This is a genomic window from Alteromonas sp. KUL17, assembly GCF_006538305.1.
GTDB classification, from domain to species: Bacteria; Pseudomonadota; Gammaproteobacteria; order Enterobacterales; family Alteromonadaceae; genus Alteromonas; species Alteromonas macleodii.
Genome location: NZ_BJKJ01000031.1, coordinates 23,475 through 49,008 on the forward strand (window position 1 = coordinate 23,475; position 25,534 = coordinate 49,008).

Annotated in this window: 23 protein-coding genes and 1 pseudogene; 2 read left to right on the top strand and 22 right to left on the bottom strand. The window is 46.3% G+C overall.

Going from position 1 to position 25,534, the window contains the following annotated elements; genetic code table 11:
• Positions 1-34: 34 nt before the first annotated feature.
• The 17 genes and pseudogenes from KUL49_RS18635 to KUL49_RS18715 form a co-directional block, all read right to left on the bottom strand.
• Positions 35-1,114: a CNNM domain-containing protein gene (locus KUL49_RS18635; RefSeq protein ID WP_014951013.1), complete on the bottom strand. Its 1,080-nt coding sequence runs from the start codon at positions 1,112-1,114 to the stop codon at positions 35-37.
• Between the two features lie 147 nt (positions 1,115-1,261).
• Positions 1,262-2,432, bottom strand: a pseudogene (locus KUL49_RS18640) (SO_0444 family Cu/Zn efflux transporter).
• A gap of 271 nt (positions 2,433-2,703) precedes the next feature.
• On the bottom strand, positions 2,704-4,395 hold the full coding sequence (locus KUL49_RS18645) for a carbon starvation protein A (protein ID WP_014951015.1): 1,692 nt from the start codon (positions 4,393-4,395) through the stop codon (positions 2,704-2,706).
• Positions 4,396-4,765: 370 nt separating this feature from the next.
• A complete protein-coding gene (locus KUL49_RS18650; protein ID WP_131138245.1) occupies positions 4,766-6,163 on the bottom strand; it encodes an NADPH cytochrome P450 oxidoreductase family protein in 1,398 nt (465 codons plus the stop codon).
• A 112-nt stretch (positions 6,164-6,275) separates the two neighbouring features.
• Positions 6,276-7,109 (bottom strand): DUF4198 domain-containing protein, encoded by an 834-nt coding sequence (locus KUL49_RS18655; RefSeq protein ID WP_014951017.1) that lies wholly within the window; start codon positions 7,107-7,109, stop codon positions 6,276-6,278.
• Positions 7,110-7,164: 55 nt separating this feature from the next.
• Positions 7,165-7,695, bottom strand: coding sequence for a DUF2271 domain-containing protein (locus KUL49_RS18660; protein ID WP_014977604.1), 531 nt, complete (start codon positions 7,693-7,695; stop codon positions 7,165-7,167).
• A gap of 46 nt (positions 7,696-7,741) precedes the next feature.
• Positions 7,742-8,341 (bottom strand): PepSY-associated TM helix domain-containing protein, encoded by a 600-nt coding sequence (locus KUL49_RS18665; protein ID WP_165477923.1) that lies wholly within the window; start codon positions 8,339-8,341, stop codon positions 7,742-7,744.
• Positions 8,342-8,485: 144 nt separating this feature from the next.
• Entirely contained in the window at positions 8,486-8,836 is a 351-nt protein-coding gene (locus KUL49_RS18670; protein ID WP_014951019.1) for a DUF3325 domain-containing protein, read from the bottom strand.
• 30 nt (positions 8,837-8,866) lie between these two features.
• On the bottom strand, positions 8,867-10,420 hold the full coding sequence (locus KUL49_RS18675; RefSeq protein WP_242633891.1) for a PepSY domain-containing protein: 1,554 nt from the start codon (positions 10,418-10,420) through the stop codon (positions 8,867-8,869).
• A 30-nt stretch (positions 10,421-10,450) separates the two neighbouring features.
• Entirely contained in the window at positions 10,451-10,753 is a 303-nt protein-coding gene (locus KUL49_RS18680; protein WP_049589007.1) for a hypothetical protein, read from the bottom strand.
• Positions 10,750-12,123, bottom strand: coding sequence for a tetratricopeptide repeat protein (locus KUL49_RS18685; protein WP_131138246.1), 1,374 nt, complete (start codon positions 12,121-12,123; stop codon positions 10,750-10,752). The genes KUL49_RS18680 and KUL49_RS18685 overlap by 4 nt, the downstream gene beginning before the upstream one ends.
• A gap of 76 nt (positions 12,124-12,199) precedes the next feature.
• Positions 12,200-12,820, bottom strand: coding sequence for an energy transducer TonB (locus KUL49_RS18690; RefSeq protein WP_131138247.1), 621 nt, complete (start codon positions 12,818-12,820; stop codon positions 12,200-12,202).
• 18 nt (positions 12,821-12,838) lie between these two features.
• Complete coding sequence (locus KUL49_RS18695; RefSeq protein ID WP_014951024.1) at positions 12,839-13,246, bottom strand: biopolymer transporter ExbD; 408 nt, start codon at positions 13,244-13,246, stop codon at positions 12,839-12,841.
• Positions 13,247-13,248: 2 nt separating this feature from the next.
• Complete coding sequence (locus KUL49_RS18700; protein ID WP_014951025.1) at positions 13,249-13,635, bottom strand: MotA/TolQ/ExbB proton channel family protein; 387 nt, start codon at positions 13,633-13,635, stop codon at positions 13,249-13,251.
• On the bottom strand, positions 13,635-15,011 hold the full coding sequence (locus tag KUL49_RS18705) for a MotA/TolQ/ExbB proton channel family protein (protein WP_131138248.1): 1,377 nt from the start codon (positions 15,009-15,011) through the stop codon (positions 13,635-13,637). The genes KUL49_RS18700 and KUL49_RS18705 overlap by 1 nt, the downstream gene beginning before the upstream one ends.
• Positions 15,008-15,784 carry a DUF3450 family protein gene (locus KUL49_RS18710; protein WP_131138249.1) on the bottom strand — a complete coding sequence of 259 codons (777 nt, stop codon included), beginning with the start codon at positions 15,782-15,784 and terminating at the stop codon, positions 15,008-15,010. The genes KUL49_RS18705 and KUL49_RS18710 overlap by 4 nt, the downstream gene beginning before the upstream one ends.
• Positions 15,785-15,886: 102 nt before the next feature.
• On the bottom strand, positions 15,887-18,178 hold the full coding sequence (locus tag KUL49_RS18715; protein WP_131138250.1) for a FepA family TonB-dependent siderophore receptor: 2,292 nt from the start codon (positions 18,176-18,178) through the stop codon (positions 15,887-15,889).
• A gap of 372 nt (positions 18,179-18,550) precedes the next feature.
• Here KUL49_RS18715 and KUL49_RS18720 point away from each other — a divergent pair, with 372 nt between their 5' ends.
• Complete coding sequence (locus KUL49_RS18720; protein ID WP_131138251.1) at positions 18,551-19,648, top strand: alpha-hydroxy acid oxidase; 1,098 nt, start codon at positions 18,551-18,553, stop codon at positions 19,646-19,648.
• Positions 19,649-19,704: 56 nt separating this feature from the next.
• On the opposite strand, the gene KUL49_RS18725 is transcribed toward KUL49_RS18720, so the two are convergent.
• The 4 genes from KUL49_RS18725 to KUL49_RS21365 form a co-directional block, all read right to left on the bottom strand.
• On the bottom strand, positions 19,705-20,385 hold the full coding sequence (locus KUL49_RS18725) for a Fe2+-dependent dioxygenase (protein ID WP_014951030.1): 681 nt from the start codon (positions 20,383-20,385) through the stop codon (positions 19,705-19,707).
• Between the two features lie 91 nt (positions 20,386-20,476).
• Entirely contained in the window at positions 20,477-22,690 is a 2,214-nt protein-coding gene (locus KUL49_RS18730; protein WP_131138252.1) for a TonB-dependent siderophore receptor, read from the bottom strand.
• A gap of 261 nt (positions 22,691-22,951) precedes the next feature.
• A complete protein-coding gene (locus KUL49_RS18735) occupies positions 22,952-23,740 on the bottom strand; it encodes an alpha/beta hydrolase fold domain-containing protein (RefSeq protein WP_242633892.1) in 789 nt (262 codons plus the stop codon).
• Between the two features lie 5 nt (positions 23,741-23,745).
• Positions 23,746-23,916, bottom strand: a complete 171-nt coding sequence (locus tag KUL49_RS21365; RefSeq protein ID WP_242633893.1) for a hypothetical protein — start codon at positions 23,914-23,916, stop codon at positions 23,746-23,748.
• A 403-nt stretch (positions 23,917-24,319) separates the two neighbouring features.
• Between KUL49_RS21365 and KUL49_RS18740 the strand changes: the two genes are divergently transcribed.
• Entirely contained in the window at positions 24,320-25,207 is an 888-nt protein-coding gene (locus KUL49_RS18740) for a TraB/GumN family protein (protein ID WP_131138253.1), read from the top strand.
• A gap of 242 nt (positions 25,208-25,449) precedes the next feature.
• On the opposite strand, the gene KUL49_RS21545 is transcribed toward KUL49_RS18740, so the two are convergent.
• A partial coding sequence (locus tag KUL49_RS21545) for a hypothetical protein (protein ID WP_131138255.1) occupies positions 25,450-25,534 on the bottom strand: 85 nt, incomplete at its 5' end.

Below are 25,534 nucleotides of genomic sequence, written 5' to 3' on the forward strand. Positions count from 1 at the left end.
ATGGCTAAACATTACGGGCGAATTAGCGCTAATTCTACTTTTTAGACGAACTCTCAAGCGACGCATCGGGTACGTTTTTGATCATCATTTGTTCTTTGCGTTTCATCATCATCTTGGCAAGCCTACGCATGCTCACCGTGGTGTCTTTTTCATCTACGATATCGACACCTAGCAAGCGTTCGAGCAGGTCTTCTAGCGTAAGCACCCCTTCTAAACCGCCGTACTCGTCAACCACCAGTAACATATGCACGTGCTTATTGATGAAGTGCTCGAAGGTGACTGACAGCGGCATAGTGTTTAACACGGTAACCATATCTTTTGCGTATTCAGAAAGCGGCTTATCAGTGTTACCTCTGGCTTGTGCCACCAATAAATCAGAACGCATCACAAAGCCGGTAATGTTTTCTGAGTCGCTGTCTTCAAACACAGGGATACGAGAAAATTCTATATTGGCGTGCTTGTGGAAAAAGCCTTCTACCGTCATCGACTCCGACACTTTAAATAGCGCCGTGCGGTGGGTAATCGCATCTTTCACTTTCAGCTCGTGCAAACTTAACAAGCTTTGCAGAAACGCCGCTTCGTGATTCGCTAGCTGACCTTCTTGCCCCGACAACTCTGCCATGGCGTGTAGCTCACTGCGGCTTAACCCGCGAAGTGGGCTGTCTTCTTTAAAGCCTTTCGTCATTAGCTCAGACATTTTAACGAACGGCATAAGTACAATTGAAAGGTATTTAAGAAAATATGCGGTTACTGGCGCTAGTGTTCGCCAATAGGTTGCACCAAGTGTTTTAGGGATAATCTCAGAAAAAATAAGAATAAGGAGTGTAAGGACTGCTGAAATAACGCCTAGATAGGCGTCACCAAATACTGCTGCCGCTTGCGCACCTGCCCCGGCAGCCCCCATAGTATGAGCAATAGTGTTCAGCGTTAATATTGCTGATAAAGGCGTATTTATATTATCGGTTTGCTTACGTAGTAGCGCACCACTGGCTTTGCCCTCTTTCTCTAACACAGAGATATAAGCGGACGAAACACTCAGAATCACAGCCTCTGCAATGGAGCACAAAAAAGAAAAGCCCAGTGCAATGAAGACGTACACAATAAGTAAAAGCATGTAGTTATTCCAAGCGTCCTTGTAGGTTTAAACGCGTTTTAATTTTAATAAGTTGAACGACTATTATGGATAATAGAGCGGGATATACAAGCGCTCTATGAATATCATTTGAGCGCTTTATTATGAAAGACATCCGCTGGGCTACTGTTAGCCGCAGCACGCCGAATGTTGCTCTTGGTTATGACGGTGTTGCTGCAGCTTTTTCAGACCCAGCCTTAACATTAACCCCGCCAATAAAATCGCGCATAGCCCATAAATCACTTGAACGTCTGCACCGTGCTCATGAACATGGCTTTGCGTTTTGATCATAGAGGCTAAAGAAAACGAAGATACTAGGTAGTTCAGTGCGTAACCAAAACCAATACTCGCAGAGATAACACTGAAAAGGTAAAGCACTAACGTTCGCGTGCCCATTTCTTGTTTGATCATTCCCATCGTTGATACGTTAGTGGCGGGTCCCGCCATTAAAAACACTAAAACAGCACCGGGCGATAGCCCCGCCGCAAGAAACCCAACCGCGAGTGGCGTTGATGCTGTAGCACATATGTACATAGGAATGCCGATTAGCGCCATCACTAGCATGGCGACCACGCCATCACCCCATTGCGTTAAAAAGTCGGTGGGTACCCACGTTTTAATTGCCGCGGCAAGTGCTAATCCAATTAATAACCATATCACAATGTCTTCAAGTAACTTGCCACTGGCATATGAAAGCACGCTTGTGATTTTCGAAGGCGAAGACTCGTGTTTGGGCTTGTCTGTGCTTTCGTGGTTATGAGCATGTGTTTTTTCGCTTGAACAACAGGACGTGCTGGCCTGTATTTGCGGCTCTGATTTAGGTGCTTGCTTTGAACCACAGCACGATGACTGCGTCACGTCAGATTGTCGTTGTTGAGCCTCTTCTGCTTCTGCGAAAAAAACGCACCATCAATCCAGCATAAATAGCGCTTGTAATGGCCGCGATGGGTCTAACAATGGCATACAACGGTCCAAGCAATGCATAGGACACAGAAACACTGTCTACGCCCGTCTCGGGCGTAGACACTAAAAACGAGATAGTGGAAGATTTAGATGCACCGCTACGTCTAAGCCCAAGTGCCGCTGGGATAACGCCGCAAGAGCACAGAGGTAAAGGCGCACCAATAACCGCGGCCTTTGTAATTGAGCCAAACGATGAGCTGCCCATGTGCTTTTCCAAAAACGAAACGGGTACCAATTCGTGCATGATACCCGCCACCAGCAAACCGAGAAGTAACCATGGCGCGGATTCAACGAAAAGTGCTAGGAAATTTTGTCCAAGTAAAATGATATCTGACACAAAGCCTCACAGGTTATTTTGTTGAAAGGTCACGTTGAAGAACGCGGCTTTTGACAACAAAAATAACGGTGTTTTAGAACGGTAAGTATAATAACAGATATGCTGTATGACAGAAAATCAGCAAAACTGATTAACCTGATTTATGCGAGTGCGTTTTGCTTTTAAAGGAAAGAAAAATGGCCAGTACAAATGCACTGGCCGAATGTTGACTGTCTCGAAAGTGTGATTTTAAACCACGAGGTCAACCATGAAAGTTTTTGTCGCTAGTGACTTATCCGTTGGCTTGCTCTTTTTTAAGCTTCGATTCCTTTTTGAGTTTTGACACCACAGAAAAAGCTTCAAGCATAACAAGCACAGACACAATAAGTACTACTGCGTCTAAGAATACCAATAGATAGTTACCTTCAACGTAGTATTCTTTAAGTTTAATAAGCCCAGCAAAGAAGGCCATAATCAGTACAAACACCATTGGAATCAGCGTATATTTCGCTGGTCGACCTAATTTAATCAGCATAACCGAGATTACTAACAGGGTTAAACTGGCTAGTATCTGGTTAGTAGAACCGAATAACGGCCAAATAATCATACCGCCACTGCCTGACGCACCACCTGCACCGAAGGCCAGCAATAAACAACATCCAACAGCTACGAGCGTTGCAACCACGCCGTTCTTAAGTGCACCAATTGAATAGATATCGCCCCATTCTTGGATTATGTAGCGCTGCAGACGCACGCCCGAATCCATGGTGGTGCCAGCAAATAGAACAACCATTACCGCAAGGATCGTTGACGAGAAATCTACCGGCAACCCCCAACCCTGCTGAATTAGGTTCGCACCACCAGTGATAAATGCACCCACGCTACCCGCACCCAAATGGCTGTATACTTCGTGCCATTCTTCTGGAGAAGCTGCAAACGCAACGCCGCTCACAGCGACAATGGTAATAAGTGCCAGTGAACCTTCACCGACCGCGCCTAGGTAACCAACAAAGCGTGCATCGGTCTCTTTGTCTAGCTGCTTAGAGCTAGTACCTGAAGACACAATACCGTGGAAACCAGAAACAGCGCCACACGCTATAGTAACGAACAACAGCGGGATAAGACTTGGAGAATCGACAGCGGTTTGAGCGTTAAACGCTGGCGCCGTGATATCGGGCATAGCAAAGAACACAGCACCATAAAGCAGGAACAAGCCAACAAGTAACTGCATACCGTTAATGAAATCACGAGGCTGTAACAGCATCCAAACTGGTAACAGCGATGCAATAGCGGCGTAAATAAATAAGATAATGATCCAGTTTGCTTTATCTGCTAAACCAAACATGGTTTCCGGTAGACTTAGTGGGATATAACTGCCCGCATACACCGATGCATAAAGCACAATAATCCCCACAATACACAAGGGTATGAGGCTGAAATTACGTTTAAGCAATTGACCTATGACTAATGCAACTGCGATTGCCATCCAAGCTGGGAATACCGCATTGGGTTGGGAGACAAAAGAGTTCGCGATAACCACGCCAAATACCGCATTAACCATTAAGAGTACTAGGAAGATCACTATCATAAATAGTGAACGAGAGCGTTTTCCGATGACGGTCTCAGACAGCGCGCCCATTGATTTGCCTTTGTGGCGTGCGCTGGCCCATAGAGCGCCCATATCGTGCACACCGGCAAACAATATCGTACCGAACACAACCCAAAGTACCGCAGGAACCCATCCCCAGTAGACAGCAATCGCTGGACCTACGATGGGTGCTGCCCCCGCCACGGAAGTGAAATGGTGCCCCCACAATACAACTTTATTGGTGGGAACATAGTCCACCCCATCTTTCATTGTATGGGCTGGTGTTACAAAACTATCATCCAACTTAAATATACGGCTCGCAATAAACTTCGAATATACGAACCAGCCGAGCAACATTCCGATGATGCCCAGTATAACAATGGCAATAGACTGCATACTGTCGTCCTAATTTGTTTTATCGACAGGCCCTAGGGCCTATTGTTCTTTGGTGTACGAATTTTGGTTTAAACGTACAACAAAGGTCAGCAGCCCCTAGCCTGTTGATTTTCTTATTTTCAGTTCAAACATTACACCAATTATCGGTGACGAAAGGTCATACCTGAATAAGAAAACACCTATTTAAGGTATGCCCAACGTACTGTTGCGCATATTTAAACATGCGACAAGGCAAGGGCCTGACACATTAGACTAAAGTCTAACTCAAAGTTTGGGATTTAGCTGTAAGGCTTTTGAGGTTTATTAGCGATGATTAAGCGGTGGAACAGGAAAGCGTAAAACAGACATTATTTGCCTGCTGTTCTCCACATTAGTAAAGGTCGCGGTGATAACGTCCTTCGTCAGCTAACGCATTGTAGGCTTGCGCTTCAAGTATGGACTGCAAAGCCATGTCAACGCCTTGGCCCATTCCCTCAAAATGCCCACATACGTATACTTGTCCGGTATCGCCTAAGAAGGATTTGACCTCATCTCGCTGCTCAACAAGACGCTGTTGAACATAACCACCACCTTTTTGTCGGGAGAAAATCACTGACTTTTTGAAAATACAGTCACTATTCTGGAAAGGCGATAGCGTTTTATCTAGCACGTCATCTTGCGCAGGATTACGCTCGCCAAAAAATATCCAAACTGGCCCAGCGTTCTTAAGCAATGCGCGTTTTGCAAGCTGAGCTCGTACCCCCGCAATGCCGCTACCCGCAGCAATTAATAACAATGGGCACTGAGTATTAGTAATAATTGCGCTGGTATTTTTTCGAATGTAGGCCTGTACTGTCTGAGATACAGGTAAAGAACGGGTAAGTAATCCAGAACCTAGCCCAAGTTGGCCGTTGTCTTTAACCAGCTGCCGAACTACAAGCTTTACGTCGTGTTCTTGTGGTACCGACGCAATGGTGTAGCTTCGGCTTACAATCGGTGACTGCCCTTGCTGAGGAATAAGGACTTCCAACACGTCTCCCGCTTCCCATTGTTCATGTAATTCTTGTGTATGATTAGAATGGTCAACGTTCAAAGACAAGCCGAACAGGCCTGGCGACGCTGGGTTTGAAGGTTTGCTCTCAGAGTGGTCAGAGGGTTCGTTTGAAGTCTCGCCAGAAACTAGACTTATTTCATTTAATTGAACCCGATTTTTCAGTGTGAAAGCATGGGTAGGGTGCTGCTCATCCTGTGGCAACGAACCAAGCAAAGACAAATGCTCACCTTTCCCCGAATCTAATGTCGTTAGCGGAGAAAGTGCACGTGCGCCTAGTGCACTGATATTATCAAACAACGTGACTGCGAATTGGCAAAACGCGGCGTACTGCTTATCGCCTAATCCCACCACTTCAAAAGACAGATGGGAAAGGTAATCAGATTGATTCGACGACGCTTTTTTTAGCGCTTTACTAAAGGTTCTACCCGCATCAGGGGGCTCGCCTTCACCGTAGGTACTCACAACAAAAATGACTTTCGACACACTACTTAACGTATTGAGTTTCAAAGATGCCATGGACACTACCGACGTTTGCTCTTGCTGTGATAGCGCCGCAGCCTTTGCGCGGGCAATTTTTTCAGCCGTACCGGTTTGGCTTGCGTATACGACAAGGGTCTCCTCGCCTGATACCGCATAGTTGTTTTTCTTTCGATGTTTAAAAAATAACACCGCTACCCACAGCATATACATGCCAATGCTTACTATTGCTATGAGTAGACGGTGTGTTTCTGTCATGTGCTTAACTTTTATGCCGTTGTATTGAAATAGCTAGAAACTTAAGAGGCTGTTGCTCTGTGAGTATTCAAAGAACGTTTACAGCCCCTAGCTGCGCGATAACGTGCGGTTATTACAGCGGAAGTACTTCAAATGTGCCTGAGTAGCTACCGTTACGAGACGTTGCAGGCTTTTGCGCTTTATCGTCTTCATAGCCAATTTCTACAAAGTACATACCGGCTTGCGGCCATGTAATTTCAATCTGACCATTTTTGTCAGACGTGACTTTAATCGTTTCCTGATCATTTCTGTAGCGCATACCACCGCGCACAACTTCCACCTCGGCGCCAACCGCAGGCTCACCGTCAATAAGTAACTTGAAGGTTGCCGTTTCGGTGGCGAATAAATCATTAGGGTGAGTCACTGGCACTAGCTCCAAACCCACGTTATCAGGCGTGAACACCTTATTCGATGGTGCACCAAGAGTAACAAACGTTTCTACACGGCGAGAGCTTTGCATTACGCGAAGATCTTTTGCTTTCTTAGGCACGGCTGTTGCGAACTCTTCCGGCTTATATTCTTCACCACGGCCGGGCCACATCTTGCGCTTGCCTTCTTCATCTCGCCAAAATGCGCGAATGCCATTGCTGGCAGACGTAAGTTTGTATGTACCTTCTTTGTTTAATTTCAAATCGAACGTGGTTCGGTACTTACCGCGTGCCATATTTTCTACGTCTACGGCTTCACCTTCTGGCGATTGAACCACTAAGTTACTGGCGTTCATTGCGAAGTGGTCAGGGTGAAAAATAGTATTTGAAATAGCAGCATCAAACGTCACGTACGCTTCTTCACCTGATAGTACGGTAGAGCTTGGAAGTAACCACGCGCGATGCGCACTGGCTGAAAATGACACGGCAAGTGTTGCTGCTAGCGCAATGGCTGAAGCTTTTACTGATAGTTTTTTCATAATGTCCTCTTATTGGCTCTCTACTGAGTGAGCGTTGAATTAGCGCCTCAGCAGATTAGTCTTCCAGACGCAGTACTACACGCCCAAGTTCTGAATTTCCTTTCACCTCTACCGGTAGTGACGCAGCAGATAGCGGTAATGAAAATGGCAGAGACAGTACTTCTCTTCCGCCTACTTCTCGTGATGCCTCAACGCGAAGCGTGTAATCGCCCTCTGGCAGTTCTGCTAACGCTTTATTTAACTGCGAATCAAGACTGTAATCGCCTGGGCCTTTTGTTGCACTGGTAAGTCCGTCATAAGGCAAATCAAGGCTTCGCCCACCACGACGCCACCATTGGCGCAAGTCTTTAAGCCACTCTTTCCCTTTGTCTTCACGCATTTCAACGTCGTACCATACGGCGACTTGAGTAGCCTTGCGTTTACTGTCTTCAATCCACACGGCAAGATAAGGTTTGTGATATTCAGCCACATCAAGTTGCGGTAAGGCCACGTCAAGTTTGGCTTGGCTTGCAGCGTGAATAGCGCCAGAGGCAAATGTCATACTTAATAAAGTCGATGCGATCACTGCGCCTTTTCGCATTTTCATGTAAACACTCCTTAAAATTGTGTAGGTAAGTGCCACTAGCGTCGCGCTAGTGCACAAACAGTAAAATAATGACAAACGGGATGAGCACACCGAGCGTAGTAATGGGCCAAGTAGACGCGCGTGTTTTCGAGTGACGCATTAATAGTTGCAGCCCAGTTACGCTAAAAATAATGCAGGCAACAGCGAAGATATCGATAAACCAGCGCCAGGCATTTCCCGTGTTCCGCCCTTTATGCAGGTCATTGAAATAAGATATCCATCCTCTATCAACGTTTTCATAAGTCACTGTGCCAAGTTCAGCATCTACTGCTATCCAACTGTCAGCACCGGGTCCAGGCCAAGCGGCATAAAATTCAATACCATCCCACTCTCCCGTCACCGATGAAGGTAGTAAAATACCCTCTTGCGACTGCATAAACGCGACGAGTTCGCTTGGAATGGCTATGTCACCGGTGTCCAGAGAAACCAATTGTTCGACAACCAACGGTGGTAGGCTTGATTCAGCTGACGTTACAGTTCTGTTCGCTGGAATGTCTGCAGCGTGATTTAGCGTAATTCCCGTTAGGGCAAATAACATCATCCCGACCAGACAGACTGCGCCACTAATCCAGTGCCATTGGCGGATGCCGCCTAAAGAAAAACTCATAATTTCGTTGCTAACTCTCTGTACTACTCGGTGATATTGATTAATTCAACGGGCTAGATAATACAGATATTTCCACCCTTTTCAATGTAAATGAGATTTATTCTCATTATTGTATTTTTTGCTCAACAACCTTTAAGTATTGCTTCACTTTTCGCGTAAACGAGGCCCCCAAAAAGCGACAAGCAATAGGTAATTACACACCACGGTGTAAAGGGTAGGTAAATAGGTAAACGTTGCTGAAACCATCACGCTTGCAAGCTGTAAAAGCCCTATCCATACCACCACGCCAATTTCGGTCTTCCACACGTCTATGCAGTTCATGAGGCTTATTGCCATAAGCAAATACGCTAAACTATGAAGTACAATTAAAAGTAGTGGTGAAGGTGTGCTGGTTAGTCGAGTGATACCGGCATGCTTCTTGTTGCCAAGCGAGAGTAGTAAGAAACTCAAATAAGTAAGCACAAATGCGAACACCACATCCAGAATGATACTCATATTAATGCCTCGCTGTTGTCACCTTGCGGCTTATTTTGGGGAGCTCTGTCTTTTTCGCTTAGGTGACGGTGTGCTTTTCACCCGTTTTGCTTTCACGGCTTTGGCTCTTTTGACGTGGTAAGCAGCATAGCCGAGTACTGCCGCAAGTGTTATGCACATAAGGTCAAAACCCACTCTCAGGCTATCACCATTTGCAATTGCGAAATCTAAGCCTGTTGCTGAGGTGAGGTGGTCAAGCAAAGGCACAAGCGCAAACAACACTGCTGCAAAGCCAAGTTGAATTACCCACCCTTTTTTGTCTCGCCAAATAAACCCTGCAACCACACACACCAGCCATATTGCGAAAAACACCTTAATTTCCCATAAGCTTCGAGACGTTAGATCAGCAGGAAGTAGTCTATTTACCCAAAAGTAGCCGCCGGTTGCACACATTAACCCTGCAATGCTGCCTATATTACTGCCTCTGACCAATTCAAAACCAAACTCTCCAAGCTGCTGCTTTGCCCGTTTCACTACCCACAAAACAGAGCCCGTTCCCACCATAATGGTACCCAGAATACCGGCAAAAAATAGTAACCAGCGAGTAAGGGTATCGGCGAAGCGCGCTTGATGTAGCATATCCAAATAGTTATACGTCGCCTGGCTGGCGTTAGCGGCTACTGAGGCTGGGCGCTCGTTAATGACTTCGCCTTGTGCGTTAAATACCAGCGCACTACTTCCTCCACGCCCCGCACTTAACTGCGTTCTGTTGTTCCCACTTAGCGTAAACTGAGCGTTAGCTTTACCCAGGTGAGTAATAGATAGGCTTTCAACCGGCACCTGCCATGTGCGCTCAGCGTGAGCAATCATCGAAGAGATGGGTAAGGCCAATAAGGCATTAATGTCTGGTGAAGCTAGATTTTGCTGCTGCGCATTCTGGCGTACTTCTGTACCTTGAGGACGGTGCCGCACGCGCTCCTCGCTGTTAAAAGGCAATAGCGTGGCGCCTAATAGAATCAAACCAGAAAAGGTGATCATGATATGAAATGGTAGTGCTAATACCGCACTTATGGCGTGCCCATCTATCCAGCTCAGCAGCTTCTTCTTTGGCCTGAACATAAAGAAATCGGCAAAGATTTTTCTGTGCATGATGACGCCGCTGATAATAGCAACAAACATCATCATACTGACTACGCCTACTATCCAGCGTCCAATGGTTCTGTCGATACCGTATAACTCGAAATGAAAACGATAAAGGAAGTTGCCACCGGCCGTTTCCCTTACTTTTATCTCTTCACCCGTGGACGGGTTCAACATGACCCGTGGACCTCGACGACGCTCGTTACCTGCATTAGCGTCGCGCCACGACAAGTCGAGTGTATTCGAGCGCGCATCTGGTAGTGAGAGTTGCCATTCACTTGCATTGGGCGCATTGATCGCAAGATAACGTAAACCGTGCTCTAGCGCCTTTTCGCTGGGTACTGCGGCGTGTTGTTCTGGCTGCATCCAATAGGTTATTTCGGTTCTAAAAAACGACAGCGTACCGGTAAAAAAATCGCAAAGAGTAACCAACCAACAAGTATCGAGCTCCAAGTATGAAGCCACGTCATAGACTTTCTGACATTCCCTTTCATGTTAAAGCCCTGTACTGATTGAATAAAGACATAAGGCTAACGCAGAGAGCGCTGTCATTATGATGGACGCCTTTTTCGTCGTATCAAAGATGAACGTAAAAAGGATGAAGGTGCAGTAAACACAAAAGAACAGCATTCTTACCAGCACTTCGTGCTCTCGTCCGTCAGCCCCTATAAAATTGGCGATAGCACTGCTTAGCCACGCTGAAAAAGCGTAGCCCAGTGCCACAGCAATCAGCGTTCTAAGTGCGACATCCAATCGTTCACGATTTATGGCGACGCGGTTTACCGTTTGGCTTTTCATATTGTGTTCTTCACTAGGTTTTCTAGTGACTGGATGTTGCCAAGCAAATCAGAACGGGATGGGTACGATTTGTATACCTGTCGTAAAAGCGTAAGTGCATCTTGGTACTGACGCTGATCTATGGCAATTTGCGCACGTCCTAGCATGGCGCGCTGTTTAACGTCGGCGAGTGACTCAGCTCGCAGATAGGTCATTTTGGCACGTTCGACGTTGTTCTGTTGACGATAAAGTGAAGCAAGAGACAACAGCGCCTCTCCATTGTCAGGGGCGTCAGCAATGGCTTTGGTTAAAAGGGAAATTGCCGTTTTGCTTTGCCCTTTGCCCATAGCCAACTGAGCTTTAAGTACATTAAGCGTAGCTGCTTGAGAGGCCGTGAGGCTTTTCACGTTATTGTCGGCAGCTTGCGTTAATTTACCTAAATCAGACCATTGTTCATTGGCCGCTAAATAAGCCGCTATTTTAGAGTAAGCGTCGAAGCCTTCCCCATCTTTGTCGGTAATGAAAGTCTTCGCATGGCTAGCCAGTATGTCTGCTGCGCGCCGCGAACTGCCGTCAGAAACGTGCAATTTGGCCACTGAAATCAAGTTCGACAGCGAGCGGTCACCCAAAGAAAGGGCAGTCTCTAAGCTGCTCAGCGCCTTTACCATGTCACCCTGCTTTAACGCTATTTGTCCCCGTTGGAGCCAAAGCTGCTGATTACTTTCATCATCTACCAACATTTCGCTTAGCAAGCTTTCAGCCTGTGCAAGTGCATTACTTTCAATAAGCGCGAACAATAAGCCTTGATACCATTGCTTGTTTTCAGGTTCGAGCATCAACGCATTTTGATAAGCACCAATAGCAGTGACAGGTTTTCCAAGCTGTACATTGGTATAGGCTAGCTGCCCGAAAAGTTGGGCATCTTGAATACCTAGTTCTACGCTTTTAGTTAAATGAGTGCGTGCTTTGGCCAATTTATCTGTCATTAAATACGCCATGCTCAAACTTCTGTGCGCCGATGGAAGGTTTGGCATAGCGTCTATAACGTCTAACAGCACTTTTTCGGCAAGCGCGTAGTTCTTCTCATTCAATAGCACTTGTCCGTAAAGCTCACGCAAGCGTGGACTAAATTGAGAAATATCCTGGGTTGCAAATGCGCTGGCAACGTTTGAATAATTGCCTGCTTGCAAGTCGGCCTGAATGCGCCCGATAAACTCACCTTCTTCACGGGATATACGTTCACGATGATCATCTCTATGGTGCTGACGCAGGACAAACTGCCAATCGGGCTCTTCCAATTCCACCGTTATTTTTGCACTTACCGGCTTAACAAAAGCCAGCGCGCTCACTACACAGCTGAGGACAGTTACGGCTGTAATTTTCTTTAACATTGTCTCAATCAACCTCTAAATTCTTTAGCTTCTATTTCGCTTTACTGCGCTAAACCAAGCCTCTATTAAGCTTCTATTAGGCCTCTATAATTACGGGCCAAATAAAACGCGCCTTCACCGCTTCATCTTCTTTGTAGGGCGATGTAAATTTGCTGGCTTTAACAAAACGCATTATTTCTTTATTGAGCTCGTGATGCGGGTTCTCGACAATATCCATCAGCTTTACGTTGCCGTGTTCGTCAATAATGACGTCGAGCTTTACAATCACCCGCTTGATACCTTGCTTTTTGAGTCGCTTGGGGAAACGTATTTTGACCGGAGTCAGCAAGGTAGGCTTCGAATCCAGTTCGCTTAGCCCAAAGGCGTCCAATTCAATATCAGGCATATCCCATTGGGTTTGGGTCACTTTGACGTTTGGCATGTCGGGCTTTGGCACTTGAATATCTGGCTCAACACTTAAATCCGCCATGGTCATGGCTGCGCCACTGCCCTCTACCTGCATCACAAGTTCAGTTTCTTCTACTACATTTTGCGTTTTCGGGGGCGGCGGTGGCGGAGGCGTTACCGCAATGTCCAACTTGCGCACAACCATAGTGTCGGGCTGCAGATTAGACAAAAGGTGCCCTAGCCACATAACGCCAAGTGCACTAACGAGCACCGCACCGCTAAGTAGAGAAGGTTGAAGATTGTATTTCATTGAATTTTGCCTCGTTCGCTATGGCTTCAAAGTGGCGATATTTACCGTGTCGGCACCCGCCAGTTTGGCTTCATCTATGACTTCTACCAACAATTCAGAGCGAACGGCTTTATCTACCTGAATGACTACTGGGCGTTGTTCTTTCATCAACAATTGCTCAACGGTAGAGCGCACACCGCTCACGCCGATATTGGCACTGTCATACACCACTTCACCGGTTCGGGTAATTGCCAGCATAATGGCCATTTGATCGAGCTTTTGTGCTGATATTGCCTGTGGTTTATCTACCTCTACCCCAGTCTCTTTTACAAAAACTGTTGAAACGATAAAGAAAATTAAAAGTATAAAAACCACGTCTAGTAGCGGAGACATATCAATGCCTTGCGCTTGCTGGTTTTCAAGGCGTCGCTGTAATCGACTTGCCATGTTTACGCCTCCCTTGCTACGGCGCGCTTTACCGCACCATTAACAAACATCAACAAAAGCCAGCCAGGAATAGCCAAGGTTAAGCCAAGCTGAGTGGTAAAAAGTGCATCGGCAATGCCACCAGTGACGACTTGACTATCGACACCTAACGACATCATTCCGGTGAAACTCACTTGTAGGCCTGCAATTGTTCCTAGCAGGCCCATCAAGGGAAGAGCACTAACCAGTACGGCAGGTACCATTTCTCGCTTTGTAAGCTCTTTCTCTCCATCACGCACTTGGGCTATCTCTTTGCGTGTAGTAAACAACACAAAGATTTGCTGGTAAGCAAACCATGCCACCAGCAGCATTAACCAACACAATGCATTCCCCGCTAGCTGTTCAATCATTAGCTTGCGCTCGCTTGCTGTTGACCATCACTCTTTTGGTCGCTTTTCTCAGCAACGTCAGGCTCGTCATTGCTAAGTACAAGCGCGAAACTTTCGAGCTCTTCGTAGTAATGTCGCGCTTTGCGAGAGAGTACGGCATTTAGAATTAATGCCGGTATGGCCACAACTAAGCCTAACTCTGTCGTAACCAAGGCTTTAGCGATCCCGCCAGAAATAACTTCGGGGTCGCTTGAACCGAATGCCGTCATCATTCTAAAGGTTTCAATCATGCCGCTTACCGTACCTAGAAGACCTAGCAAGGGTGCAACGGCAGCAGTTACAGCAATGGTACCGTTGTATTTTTCTAGCTTGATTTTGTCTTGCTGGAGTGCAGAAAACAGTTCGTCGTCGCGTTCAGTTGGCGTGCTTGCACGCTTAGTTATGTCATACAGCTCGCGCTGCATGCCATCAAAGAAGCCCACACCTGAACTGCCCACCATGTTCACCAGAGCTTTGCCTGATGCTACTTGCTTAACCTTCGGTAAGCGCCATAGCTGAATAACTTTAAACAGTGCGATAAGCGTAGCGAGAAGGGCAAACAAAACGATAGGGATCACCCACACTCCGCCTTTCACAACATGTTCAATTACCCCTTCTGACGCTTGCTCGCGCGTTGCTGCGCGGCCAAGGGTAGGATCTATTTTAATGCTGCCATTGCCGCTGCTTGCCAAGCTTGCAAGGCTTTCGGTATCGGTATCTGAAAAAGTGGACGTAGAGGTAAACAGGTCTTGCTTACGCTCTGCCGTACCCGCAACGTTTTGTGCTTGCGCCAGATACCACGTCACCGGGCCAAGAGTAAGCACTTTTGCTTGGGTCACTTCGCCATTCGCCAGTACAACCTTTCCTGTACTGAAATTAGGGGTTTGTTGATTGGCAAACTCTTTCGCTTTTTCACCCACTTTCTGGACTTTGTCAGACAAGCTTATTTCGCTTAATGACAGACTGTCTACACCAGTTTGAAGCAGGAAACGGCTCAACAAATTTTGTTGGAACTCTTGTTGCTCGCTCCAGCTCGATAGGCGATTTTCTAACTGTGAAAGACTAAGGGTTCTTTCGTCCATTTTACGGCGGGCTACCGTGGTTTCATTGCGTAGTTTCATTACCTGCTGTTCAAGCGCACGCAATTCATTAGCCAGCGCTACCCGCTCTTTACTAATTTTACTTTCGGTGCGATCCAGACGAGTTTTCGCGTCTTTAATATTGGCCAGCATGCTATCTTCAGGCGCTGCCACTGCCGGTACACAAACCACAGCAGCACACAAAGCAACACATGCTGCGATGAGAGAGGATCTCAACATTGGATTAAATGCTGTGAAAACGTGAGATAAGCATTTCATTCGCCTTCTCCTTGAGCCAGCGTAAGTGGTAAAGAAACAAAATCGGGCTCATGCTTCTTCTCGAAAATAGCAACGGCAAGGGCCACCGCTTCGCTATCTACATTGTCACTGAATTGCCACTGCCATTCCCCGTTTCGAACGCGACCCACACCCTGATATTGACCATCGGCGTTGGTAAACCACGCATAGCTGCTGCCAACAAAGAACTGCTTAACTAATACATCTTTGTCATCGGGAGCACGCATTACGGTTTCGTTAACCAGAAGCTTGCTATTAAATTGTTGAAGGGATGAAAGTTTTGCAAGGGTAACCTGAAGCTTATTTGACGTGTCGGCGTAAGCCGCTAATTCGGCTTGCTCTTTATCCCACGTCTGGCGAATAATTTCAGGCAGCGACGAGTAAAGGCTGTCTACTTGCCCTATTACTCCAGTCAATGCACGCTCTACCCCACCCTGTTGTGCTTCAAGCTCACTTTGCTCAGAAAGCAGTGCTTCTCGCTGGGCTTCTACGTCGGTGGTTGCAGCCTTACTTTCGTCAATCATACTCTGCAGCTGAGTACGTTCAGCTTTAAGCAGTTGAATACGCTGACGCAATGCAGGCTCTGATTCACGCCACTCGTTTTCTAGCTTTTGCGTCTGGCGCTCAATGCTAATCCACTTTTCAGTGAGCCCGTCGATATCGCTGGCTTTTGTTGCTGCCATCACAATACCTGATGAGGCCACGGCAAGTGATACCAGTACAAAAGAAAGCGCTGCACTTCTTTTAACTTTCATTCAAATCCCTTACATCTCTTGGCTGAATTAATGAGATTGCCGGCACGTCGATATCGCTATCGAGGCCGGCATTTTTAATGTCTTGTTACTGCTTGCTAAGTATTAGAACTGGTAAGTAGCAGACAACAAGAAGCTTCTTTCTGGTTCATTGAAAGTATTCGCCCCTGCGTTAGATGCTTGTGTACCTTCACGCTTAACGCTTTCGTTAAACAAGTTCTTAACCGACACGTTGAAGCTTAAGTTTTCGTCGAACGCGTAAATGGCGTTAATGTTGGTTATGGTATAGGCTTCGCGATCATCGGCTTCGATAACGGCGCCCGAATTAACGCTGGCCGTAGGGCTTTCTGTCTCACCGTAATGTTGAGCGCTAAGCACAAGCTCAAGTGCATCGGTGGCTTGCCAGCTTATTAGCGAGTTCACTGTGTAGTCAGGAACGATAGATAATGGCTGGCCAGTAGATTTATCTTCTGACTCAAGCATCACGGTAAAGTTGGTCGACCACTCAATAGTGCTGGTTACAGGGAACAACAAGTTACCTTCAAGGCCAGAAATAACCGCTTCAGGAACGTTAAACCACTGGAATACCTGAACGTTTGCCTCGCCACCTTCTTCGCCAGGTAACACATACTCTGGCGGTACATTACCGGTGCCAATTTTGTCTTTATAGTCGTTGTGGAAGTAAGTAATACCCGCGTTCAAACCCTCTTCGTTGGTGTAGTTAACACCAATTTCTTTGTTTACTGAGGTTTCGTGCTCTAGGTCAGGGTTTCCTAGAATGTGACACCCGCCACCTAGGTTAGAGAAGTCAACTGGGCAACCATTACCTCGGGTGTAGTACACGTAGTTAGGGTTTAATTGATAGAGATTTGGTGCTTTAAAAGCACGGCTAATACCACCTTGAACCACAATATTAGGCGATGCCTGCCATGATGCATTCAAGCTCGGGCTAAGGTTTGTACCCGCTTTGCTGTGATCATCAAAACGTAGTCCAGGCGTAAGCGTGATTGAATCCGTTAGCATGATGTTGTCTTCAACATACACACCTACAAGCGTGGCGTCGGTTTCAGATGGACGATTTTCTGGGTCAGTCTCTACACCAGGAATAGTGCCGTCATCAACCACATTCAGAGAAAGCTGATTGCTAACTGAATCGTCTAGGATCTCTTTGCGGTATTCCGCACCAAACGTTGCGGTTTGATTGAAGCCGCCTAGCGTTAAAGGCACATTCCACTCGGTCTTTGCCGTAATGTTCTCTAATTTGATGGTGGTCATCTCAAGGCTATTAATGCGACCTTCACCACCACCTGCAGAGCCTTCACCTAAACGGCTGTTAGACGTGCTTTCGTATTGGATATAGCTAAATGAATCGCCGAAGTCATACTCACCATTGTGTGTTACGCCGAACGTACGACGGTGCATTACTAGTGTTTCTTCACCAATTAGGCTCTGAGGATCGGTTTCTGCCAGGTCTTCAGGTTCAGGTATGATGACGTTGCCGTTTTCATCAACGGGGTAGCTTACGCCTTGAAATGCATTGTCACCGGCATAGCGGTTGCCTTGGCGGCTATAGGCTGCTTCAAAGTCCCAGCGATTAATATCATCTTGGTCGAAGCGAACAAGAGTACGCACGTCGATATTTTCAACACCTTCACGTCCTGCACCTACCGCTTTTGCTGTACCGCCGCGGCCAGTTGTTACGTCTGTTGCGTCTAAATTTACGCGTGGGTCGTCAGCGTCCTGTTCGTTGTAGTTAACAATAGTGCGGTGAGAGAAACGCTCAGATAAAGGCGCACTTGTTACTAGGTTAAAACGACGGTTGTCGCCTTCGTATTTATTTGAAGAAAGCTCGGTCTGAGCGGTGATAGAGGTAGAAGCTTCATCAGGAGACTTAGTGATAATATTGATAACACCACCTGATGCGCCAGAGCCATAGCGAGCCGCTGCTGGACCACGAATAACTTCAATGCTCTCAATCGCTTCAGCTGGAACCCAGTTGCTGTCGCCCTGTGTGTTTCGCTCGCCTGAACGGCCCATTTTTACAGAGTTACGCGACAACACTGGCTTGCCGTCAATTAAAATAAGCGTATTTTCTGGACCCATTCCGCGAATGTCGATTTGACGTTTGTTGCCATACTGTCCTGAGCTTGAGTTACCTGTAAGGTTGATACCCGGCATGGTTCTTACAATTTCAGCGATATCGTTAGTGACAGGACGACGTTTGAAATCTTCTTCCGTAATGATAGACACGCCTTGGGCTTGCTTCAGCTCTTCAGACGCAGATTGCACAACGGTGGTGTCGAGCGTTTCTATCTCTTCGCTTTGCGCCAGCACACCCGCTGACAACATGGGAAACAGGGTTACTAACAAAATAATGCGCTTACCATTTACAGGCATTTGATAATCCTTAATGTGTTGAGTGTTGGCCAGCCAGTGGCTCGCCATTTCAAAATGTTGTGTCTTGTTACGCGCGGCTTAACTTCATAAATGGCTCTAACGCCAAACATGAGCAAAGCACTAACTATTTGAGTTAGGGCAATTGGTGTGATTATTGTTATTCCAAGAAAGAATGCCCAAAAGTGAGACTATCCGTAGAAACTTGCATCCCCTGTCTGTCATAGGGAATTTTCATCGCTTTATTTCTCTTCTTATTTGCAAGAAGTGGCTAATCGTGCTCAAATCGCACTGCATCTTAATGACAATTATTATCATTTGCAATTTAATTAATATTGAAAGGCTTTTTACTTTCTTTACATAAAACTGACGAATATGCTTAAAACACCGCTAAATACAATTCCTAAAACCCTTGCAGCACTGTCTGATTACGAGAACCTGGCTCGGGAGCGACTAACTCCACAATCGTGGGCGTATATTGCCGGTGGCTCTGCAGATGAATTGTCGATGCGAAGAAATCGAGAAAAATTAGACGACCTGTGTTTACTTCCCCGCGCTTTGAAAGATGTCAAACTGGGGGGAACTAAAACCACCTTGTTAGGGCAGCAGTTTGAACACCCTATAATTTCAGGGCCTGTTGCTTATCAAGCGTTAGCGCATCCCGGTGGTGAGATTGCTACGGCGATGGCAACACAAGCTCAAGGCGGCTTATGGGTGATGAGCACGTTAGCCAGTTGCTCCTTTGAAGATATTTCTAGTCAGGTGGAAAGCCCCCGCTGGTTTCAACTCTATGTTCAACCTACCCTTTCACAAACTCTAGAACTCATACAAAAAGCAGAACATTTTCAGTTTTCAGCATTGGTAATCACCATCGATGCGCCAATTAACGGCTTGCGAAACCGTGAGCAGAGAACTGAATTTTCGCTCCCTCCAAATGTGCGCGCGGTCAATATAGATACGCCTCCTCCCTTAGCACACCCTGGAGAAGGCAAGAGCGTGGTATTTCAAGGGCTTATGGCACAGGCTCCTACATGGGACGATATTACTTTTATCCAGCAACACACATCATTGCCCATTGTGTTGAAAGGTATTCTTAATCCACTGGACGCTCAAAAAGCAGCGGAACTTGGCGTAGCGGGTATTGTAGTGTCGAATCACGGCGGCCGTGCTTTGGACAGCGTGCCTTCACCGGTAGAAATGCTTCCTATTATTCGCCAAACGGTTGGTGATGAAATGATGGTACTGGCCGACAGCGGTGTGCGCAGAGGCGCTGATGTGGTAAAGCTCATGGCACTGGGTGCTAACGCCGTGCTTATTGGTCGGCCTCTGATGTACGGATTAGCCACGGCGGGGGCATTAGGTGTTGCTCACACTATTCGATTGTTGAGAGACGAGCTTGAAATGACAATGGCGCTTTGCGGCGTAGGCACCATAGAAGAAATAAATAAGCACTGTTTATGGCCCACAGATTAGATAATTTCTTAGAAAATTTCACCGCGCAAACACGCATTACTTGCAGGTCTTTAAGCTTAGGTTTCACTCCACTGTCTTAACAGATTGTGATACACACCCGAAAGCCTGACAATTTCAGCGTTATTAGGCGTCTCGGCGCTAAGTGCCTGAATACTCATATCTAAGTCGTACAGAATACGGCGTTGTTCAGCACTTCTTACTAAACTTTGCATCCAAAAAAAGGACGCGAGCCGACGGCCTTTTGTAACTGGCGTCACTCTATGTAAGCTGGTCGAGGGATACATCACCATATCGCCCGCAGCGAACTTCACACGTTGTTCTCCATAGGTATCTTGGATTACAAGTTCTCCCCCTTCATATTCTTCGGGCTCACTGAGAAAAACCGTCATTGAGATATCTGTACGAACCTTAACAGCGGTTCCTGCCACTCGCCTAATGGTATTGTCGATATGATCGCCAAACTCTCCTTCACTCTGATAGCAGTTGAACATGGGAGGGTATATTTTGTTTGGTAATCCTGCTGCAAGAATATGCTGCGACTGACCCATCAAGCTCAAAATGAAATCTCCGAGCTGACGTGCCGTGGGAGAATCTTCAGGCAACTGCAGGTTTTTCTTGGCATGTAACGCTAAATGCCCCGCTGTTACAGCGCCATCAACCCAATCGGCTTTCTCAAGAAGCGACACCGCATCGGTGACTTCTTGTTTGGTAAGGAAGTTCTCAATTCTAACCAGCATGATGTTCCCATTGTGGCAAAGCGAGTAAAATATAAAAAACCAGCCAGAGGTCTTTTTACCTAAGGCTGGTTTTATAATAACGAATACTCAATTAGAAAGTATAGTTAGCAAAGACAGCTACACTTCGAGGGTTCCCTGGACGGAAGTGCCCTTTAGCGCTGTAATCTACCACGTACTCTTCATCTGTTAAGTTATCAACGTTTAACTGAAGCTTTAAATCCTCTGTCACTTGATAAGATGCCATTAGGAAAAGCGTAGTGTAAGAATCGACCGTGAAATAAGCCGTATTTCTGCGCCAGTATGTTTCACCAGAGTTGTAATAGATACCACCGCCCACATTCAGTTTGTTATCCATTGCAGCATAGTTAACCCAAATGTTAGCCGTATCATCTGGCGACGCTTGTAGACCGTTACCGATAGACTCAGCAGTGGTATCCTGCGTGACCTCAGTATCTAAGCTCGCATAGTTTGCCGAGATTGACAGTGAATCAGTAAGCATACCTGTAACGCTGACTTCATAGCCCTTAGACTCTTGTTCACCCGCTAACGAATACACTGTGACACCGTCTTCGATATTTTGTGAATCGACCACGTCTTTTGTTGTTTCAAATACCGCACCGCTCACAAGTAGCTGGTCGTTAAAGAACTGCCATTTCACACCAAGTTCAGTGGTTACTGCATTTTCAGGCCTTACCGCATTTTGCGCGGCGTTGGTTGATAGCGCTAACGCTACGCCGGGCGGCTGCTTAGAATTACTGTGACTTAGGTAAATATTACCGTTCTCTGTAGGCATATAGCTCACCGCTGCACCGTAGCTAAAGTAGCTGTCTTGAGCGTCGAGCCCATCGAAACAACCGCTACGTCGACCACACGCAGAACCGGAGATATCAAAATCGTCATAACGCGCATTTATGTCTACTTGAAGGTGCTCACCGACTTTGATGGTATCTAGAAGATATAAGGCTACCGTGCTCGCATCACCCGAAGTGTCATTGCCGCTACGCGTTGTACCACCTGTTACAAACACGTTGTTTTGCAAGTCGAAAGGGGTAATGGTGGGAGCTTCCAACACATTGCCTTGCCCATCGACATAGGTGTAATTTGCTGTCACACCAAAACTGGTACGCTCTTCTTCTGCTACTTCTGCACCCAGCACAACTCGATGCTTCAAAGCCCCTGATTCAAGTGAAAGAATTGCGTCTAGTTGTGATACAAATAAATCAGTCTCTTCGTCCAATGCTTGCAAGCGCTCAGCATTCAATAGGTTAGCTTCTTCACCTGAATTCCACCACGGACGACCAATTACTGACTCTTTTTCGTTGCTACCAAAACGGGTTTGGCTACGAAGCGTTACCACGTCGTTTACTTTGTGATTGATAACTAAGGTGTACATTTGTGTCGACACTTCTTCGAAGTCACGGCCCGGCACACTGTAATATTCGTCCCACAAACCCGAATCTATCGGTCCTTCGGGCTGACCTGTAGCTTCTGCAGCCGCTGAAGTTAGGAAGGGAAGACCAAGCACCGGAACGTTATCCTGCTCCATCACAAATACATCAAGGTTTATGTCTGTTGCTTCATTCACTTTATAAAGTAATGAGCCCGCCACACCAGTGGTTTGGTATTCCTCAACGCCATTGTCAAAGAAGTCACCGCCATCGCTGTATAACAGGTTTAAACGGCCCGCAACATTCTCAGAAAGCTTCTTATTGTAATCCAGTGTTACACGTGCGTTTTCGAAAGAGTCATAGCGACCTGACACTGCACCAAAATCTTCAAGTCGCGCACGCTTAGTTGCCAGGTTAACGCTACCACCACCGGTAGAGCGACCGTCTAACGAGCCGCTTCCGCCCTTGATAACTTCTACAGCTTCGTAGTTGAAAGTATCGCGGCTGTAACCAGCTATATCGCGAATACCGTCTACATAGATATTTGAGCGTGCATCAAAACCACGAATGGTGACCTTGTCGCTGGCAGACACGACACCGCCACCACCTTCACCACCACCAAACGTTGATACGCCTGCAACGTTTCGAAGCGCATCGTTTAAGTTGGTAATCCCCTGATCTTCAAGAAGGCGTTCTGAAATCACGTTGATCGAACGAGGGGTATTCGCGATGGGTTGCGTTAGCTTTACTGAAGAGGTTTCGTCAACTTTATAACCCGCTTCTTCGGTAGCTTGAACCTTAGTGGTTTCTAACTCTTGAACTGCGGTATTCTCTTGTTGAGCGAGTGCGGTTCCAAATGGTATTGCTGCGGTGACTGTCAGCGCTAGTGCGCTTTTTTTTGTATTCATTTTCTTCATGAAAAAGAAGTCCCTTTAGTGCTTTTAAGTGTGTGATTAAATGCCTAAATGTACCGAGTTGAATTTTGGCACCGAGTAAAATACAGAGAGATTAATCTAAATGCAAATTATTATTATTTGCATATGCTTTTAAAAATTTACACTAAACTGACAGTCAGAACTGATAAAACGCGGGTTGATTAAGAATAAGCACAAGCTTATATGGCTTTCTTTTTCATTGGCTAAAGGTGTTTTGTAACAGTATGGTTTTGTAGAATTGAGCTAGAGATTCTGTAAGAAAAATGCCCTTAGTTCATCATAAGTCATATAAGACTCTGGAGTTTCATGGGCAATGAGGTATTCCGCATGAGACAGCCCTTCCACAATCTCAAGTTGACTCGTACCGTTGAAATCGCGAATTTTCCTATGCAGACGGACTGCATCGCTTAAAAATAGATCGCGTGTTCCTGCCACGATGAAAACAGGCGGAAACGAAGTAAAGTCACCATAAATAGGCGAAACACTAGGGTGTGATAAGTCGATAGTTCCAGCGTAAAGCGCTGCCGCAGATTGTAGTAGTCCTTCGTAGGTAACCAGCACACGATCAGCACCTTCATTAACTTGTCGACTATCCCCTGCCTGCGTTAAATCTACCCATGGTGTGCCTGTATAGATAGCGCAAGGAAGGCTTATACTCTCGGCGGCCAGTGATTGTATAAGCGCAAGAACCAGCCCTGCGCCTGCAGATGTCCCTCCAACGAGGATGCGACGACTCTCAACGCTATCTAAAAGCGCTAGGTATACAGCTTTTAAATCACAAAGCGCGGCAGGTGCTGGGGCATTTGGCGGCATAGCGTAATCTACACTCAATACGGTTATTCCTAACCGTGATGCAATCAATAACCCTTCTTCAATACTCGGCAAGCCGCCAAAAAATACATAGGCGCCCCCATGCACGTCTATATAAACATGGTTTTCAAAATGCGGTGACACCTCTTTCGGTGTGAGCTTACGAACTGTTACGCCGGCTATTTCCAGTAATTCCACACTGACATCTAATTGTTTACGCATGTTCTTTATTTTTTCTTTTGCTGTGCATTTCGTTGCTGCACGAGCTCCCGCCAACTAGCAGCATCTTGAGGTACCGTTGCCTTAACCTCTGCGATAGGTGTCGTCGGAAATTTTTCGATAGCATGCTTAAGAGCATCACTAACGGTCTGTGTTTTTGGTTCGTTAGGTTTTGACATTATTTGCAGTGTTAAAGTTAATAAGCAGCGAGTTGGTGCCAATAATGTATAAATCCTACCAGCCTACACCGAATATGGAGTGCTTAGCGTAACGTATTCACTCGCCCGAAGCTTCAACATATAGTTTATACCAGTCCGCACAGATAATTACTCACTCAGCGAGAGTTGAAATGTTCGCGACCGCGGCGTGTTACCACAGGTATATTGGTTCTACATTAAGGTGACACAACAAAGAGTAATAAAATCTGTATTGAAGATCAGTCCTTACTTGGTTGTGCATCTGATATGATTGGAAATACTAGTCGAGCGCAGCGTGTTTTGGGGGCAGACAGGAAGAATTAAGCTGCATGTAGCCAATACACTCTAAGACATCTTGGTAGAATAGTTAATAAGGATATATACAATGAAAAGAATACCCCTTCGTAAATGGGCAATGGCGGCAAGTTTCGCTATTTCGGCAACAGCCTTTGCAGGAAATGTAGAGCACGACCAGACCTCGGTTTGGAAAGTGTCGAAAGGCGATGATGCAGTTTATGTAGGTGGTACAATACATATTCTGCCAATCTCTGAATTTCCATTGCCCGCTACATTCACTGAAACCTATGAAAAAAGTGACACATTAGTTTTTGAAGTAAAAATGCCTGCCCCAACGGATATAGAAGGTCAGCGAAAAATGATGGCTGGGCTAGCTTACAAAGACGGTAAGTCGCTTAAAGATGATGTATCAGAAGAGACCTATCAGGCTCTCAATGTTTATTTAGCCAACTTTGGCGCAACAGCCGATCAGTTAGCGCAGTTTAAGCCAGGCATGGTTGCATCAATGCTGGTAGCTATGGAAGCACAACGCTCTCAGCTAGCTGGACAAGGTGTAGATGCCTACTTCATGCAGTTAGCTGCTCGCGACGGAAAAGCCAGTGAATATCTGGAATCGTTAGATTTTCAAATCAGTATGCTTGCCAATATGGGAGCCGGTGAAGAAGACCGCCTCATTTCTGAAACTTTGGAAACGCTACCAGAGCTAAAAGACATGCTTAAAAGCACCATAAAAGCATGGAGAGAAGGGAATACTCAGAAAATCGATGAACTGGTGGTAGACACATTCAAACGTGAATCTCCCGCTTCGTACGACGATGTTTTTACTAAGCGCAACCAAAACTGGCTACCTCAAATCGAAGCCATGTTTGGCGATGATGACCAAGAATTTGTCTTAGTCGGTGCTGGCCACCTAGTTGGCGATGACAGTGTTATCGCCTTATTAAAAGCGAAAGGCTACAAAGTCGAGCAAATGTAACCCCACTTTGCTGCCAACCGAAAAAACAAAGCTAGGCATAGACCTAGCTTTTTTATGCCTATTACAGAGGGAAATCACTCTCTAAACCTGACACCGCAGGGATGCGGTATCGGAGCTCTTACATAAAAGCAAGGATGGGTTTACGGCGTGTTTCAGAGGGCACAACAATCACGAACTAAATCGCAGGCATAAAAAAAGCGCACCTAAGTGCGCTTTTTTTGGCTTGTGTTGCTAAGTCTAGATTAGTCTAGGATCTTAGATACAACACCAGCACCTACTGTACGACCACCTTCACGGATTGCGAAACGAAGACCTTCTTCCATCGCG

Excerpts from the sequence above, each read along its gene's own strand:
- KUL49_RS18635 (WP_014951013.1), bottom strand. The coding sequence starts at position 1,114 with ATGCTTTTACTTATTGTGTACGTCTTCATTGCACTGGGCTTTTCTTTT.
- KUL49_RS18645 (WP_014951015.1), bottom strand. The coding sequence starts at position 4,395 with ATGCAGTCTATTGCCATTGTTATACTGGGCATCATCGGAATGTTGCTC.
- KUL49_RS18650 (WP_131138245.1), bottom strand. The coding sequence starts at position 6,163 with ATGACAGAAACACACCGTCTACTCATAGCAATAGTAAGCATTGGCATG.
- KUL49_RS18655 (WP_014951017.1), bottom strand. The coding sequence starts at position 7,109 with ATGAAAAAACTATCAGTAAAAGCTTCAGCCATTGCGCTAGCAGCAACA.
- KUL49_RS18660 (WP_014977604.1), bottom strand. The coding sequence starts at position 7,695 with ATGAAAATGCGAAAAGGCGCAGTGATCGCATCGACTTTATTAAGTATG.
- KUL49_RS18665 (WP_165477923.1), bottom strand. The coding sequence starts at position 8,341 with ATGAGTTTTTCTTTAGGCGGCATCCGCCAATGGCACTGGATTAGTGGC.
- KUL49_RS18670 (WP_014951019.1), bottom strand. The coding sequence starts at position 8,836 with ATGAGTATCATTCTGGATGTGGTGTTCGCATTTGTGCTTACTTATTTG.
- KUL49_RS18680 (WP_049589007.1), bottom strand. The coding sequence starts at position 10,753 with ATGAAAAGCCAAACGGTAAACCGCGTCGCCATAAATCGTGAACGATTG.
- KUL49_RS18685 (WP_131138246.1), bottom strand. The coding sequence starts at position 12,123 with ATGTTAAAGAAAATTACAGCCGTAACTGTCCTCAGCTGTGTAGTGAGC.
- KUL49_RS18690 (WP_131138247.1), bottom strand. The coding sequence starts at position 12,820 with ATGAAATACAATCTTCAACCTTCTCTACTTAGCGGTGCGGTGCTCGTT.
- KUL49_RS18695 (WP_014951024.1), bottom strand. The coding sequence starts at position 13,246 with ATGGCAAGTCGATTACAGCGACGCCTTGAAAACCAGCAAGCGCAAGGC.
- KUL49_RS18700 (WP_014951025.1), bottom strand. The coding sequence starts at position 13,635 with ATGATTGAACAGCTAGCGGGGAATGCATTGTGTTGGTTAATGCTGCTG.
- KUL49_RS18705 (WP_131138248.1), bottom strand. The coding sequence starts at position 15,011 with ATGAAATGCTTATCTCACGTTTTCACAGCATTTAATCCAATGTTGAGA.
- KUL49_RS18710 (WP_131138249.1), bottom strand. The coding sequence starts at position 15,784 with ATGAAAGTTAAAAGAAGTGCAGCGCTTTCTTTTGTACTGGTATCACTT.
- KUL49_RS18715 (WP_131138250.1), bottom strand. The coding sequence starts at position 18,178 with ATGCCTGTAAATGGTAAGCGCATTATTTTGTTAGTAACCCTGTTTCCC.
- KUL49_RS18720 (WP_131138251.1), top strand. The coding sequence starts at position 18,551 with ATGCTTAAAACACCGCTAAATACAATTCCTAAAACCCTTGCAGCACTG.
- KUL49_RS18725 (WP_014951030.1), bottom strand. The coding sequence starts at position 20,385 with ATGCTGGTTAGAATTGAGAACTTCCTTACCAAACAAGAAGTCACCGAT.
- KUL49_RS18730 (WP_131138252.1), bottom strand. The coding sequence starts at position 22,690 with ATGAAGAAAATGAATACAAAAAAAAGCGCACTAGCGCTGACAGTCACC.
- KUL49_RS18735 (WP_242633892.1), bottom strand. The coding sequence starts at position 23,740 with ATGCGTAAACAATTAGATGTCAGTGTGGAATTACTGGAAATAGCCGGC.
- KUL49_RS21365 (WP_242633893.1), bottom strand. The coding sequence starts at position 23,916 with ATGTCAAAACCTAACGAACCAAAAACACAGACCGTTAGTGATGCTCTT.
- KUL49_RS18740 (WP_131138253.1), top strand. The coding sequence starts at position 24,320 with ATGAAAAGAATACCCCTTCGTAAATGGGCAATGGCGGCAAGTTTCGCT.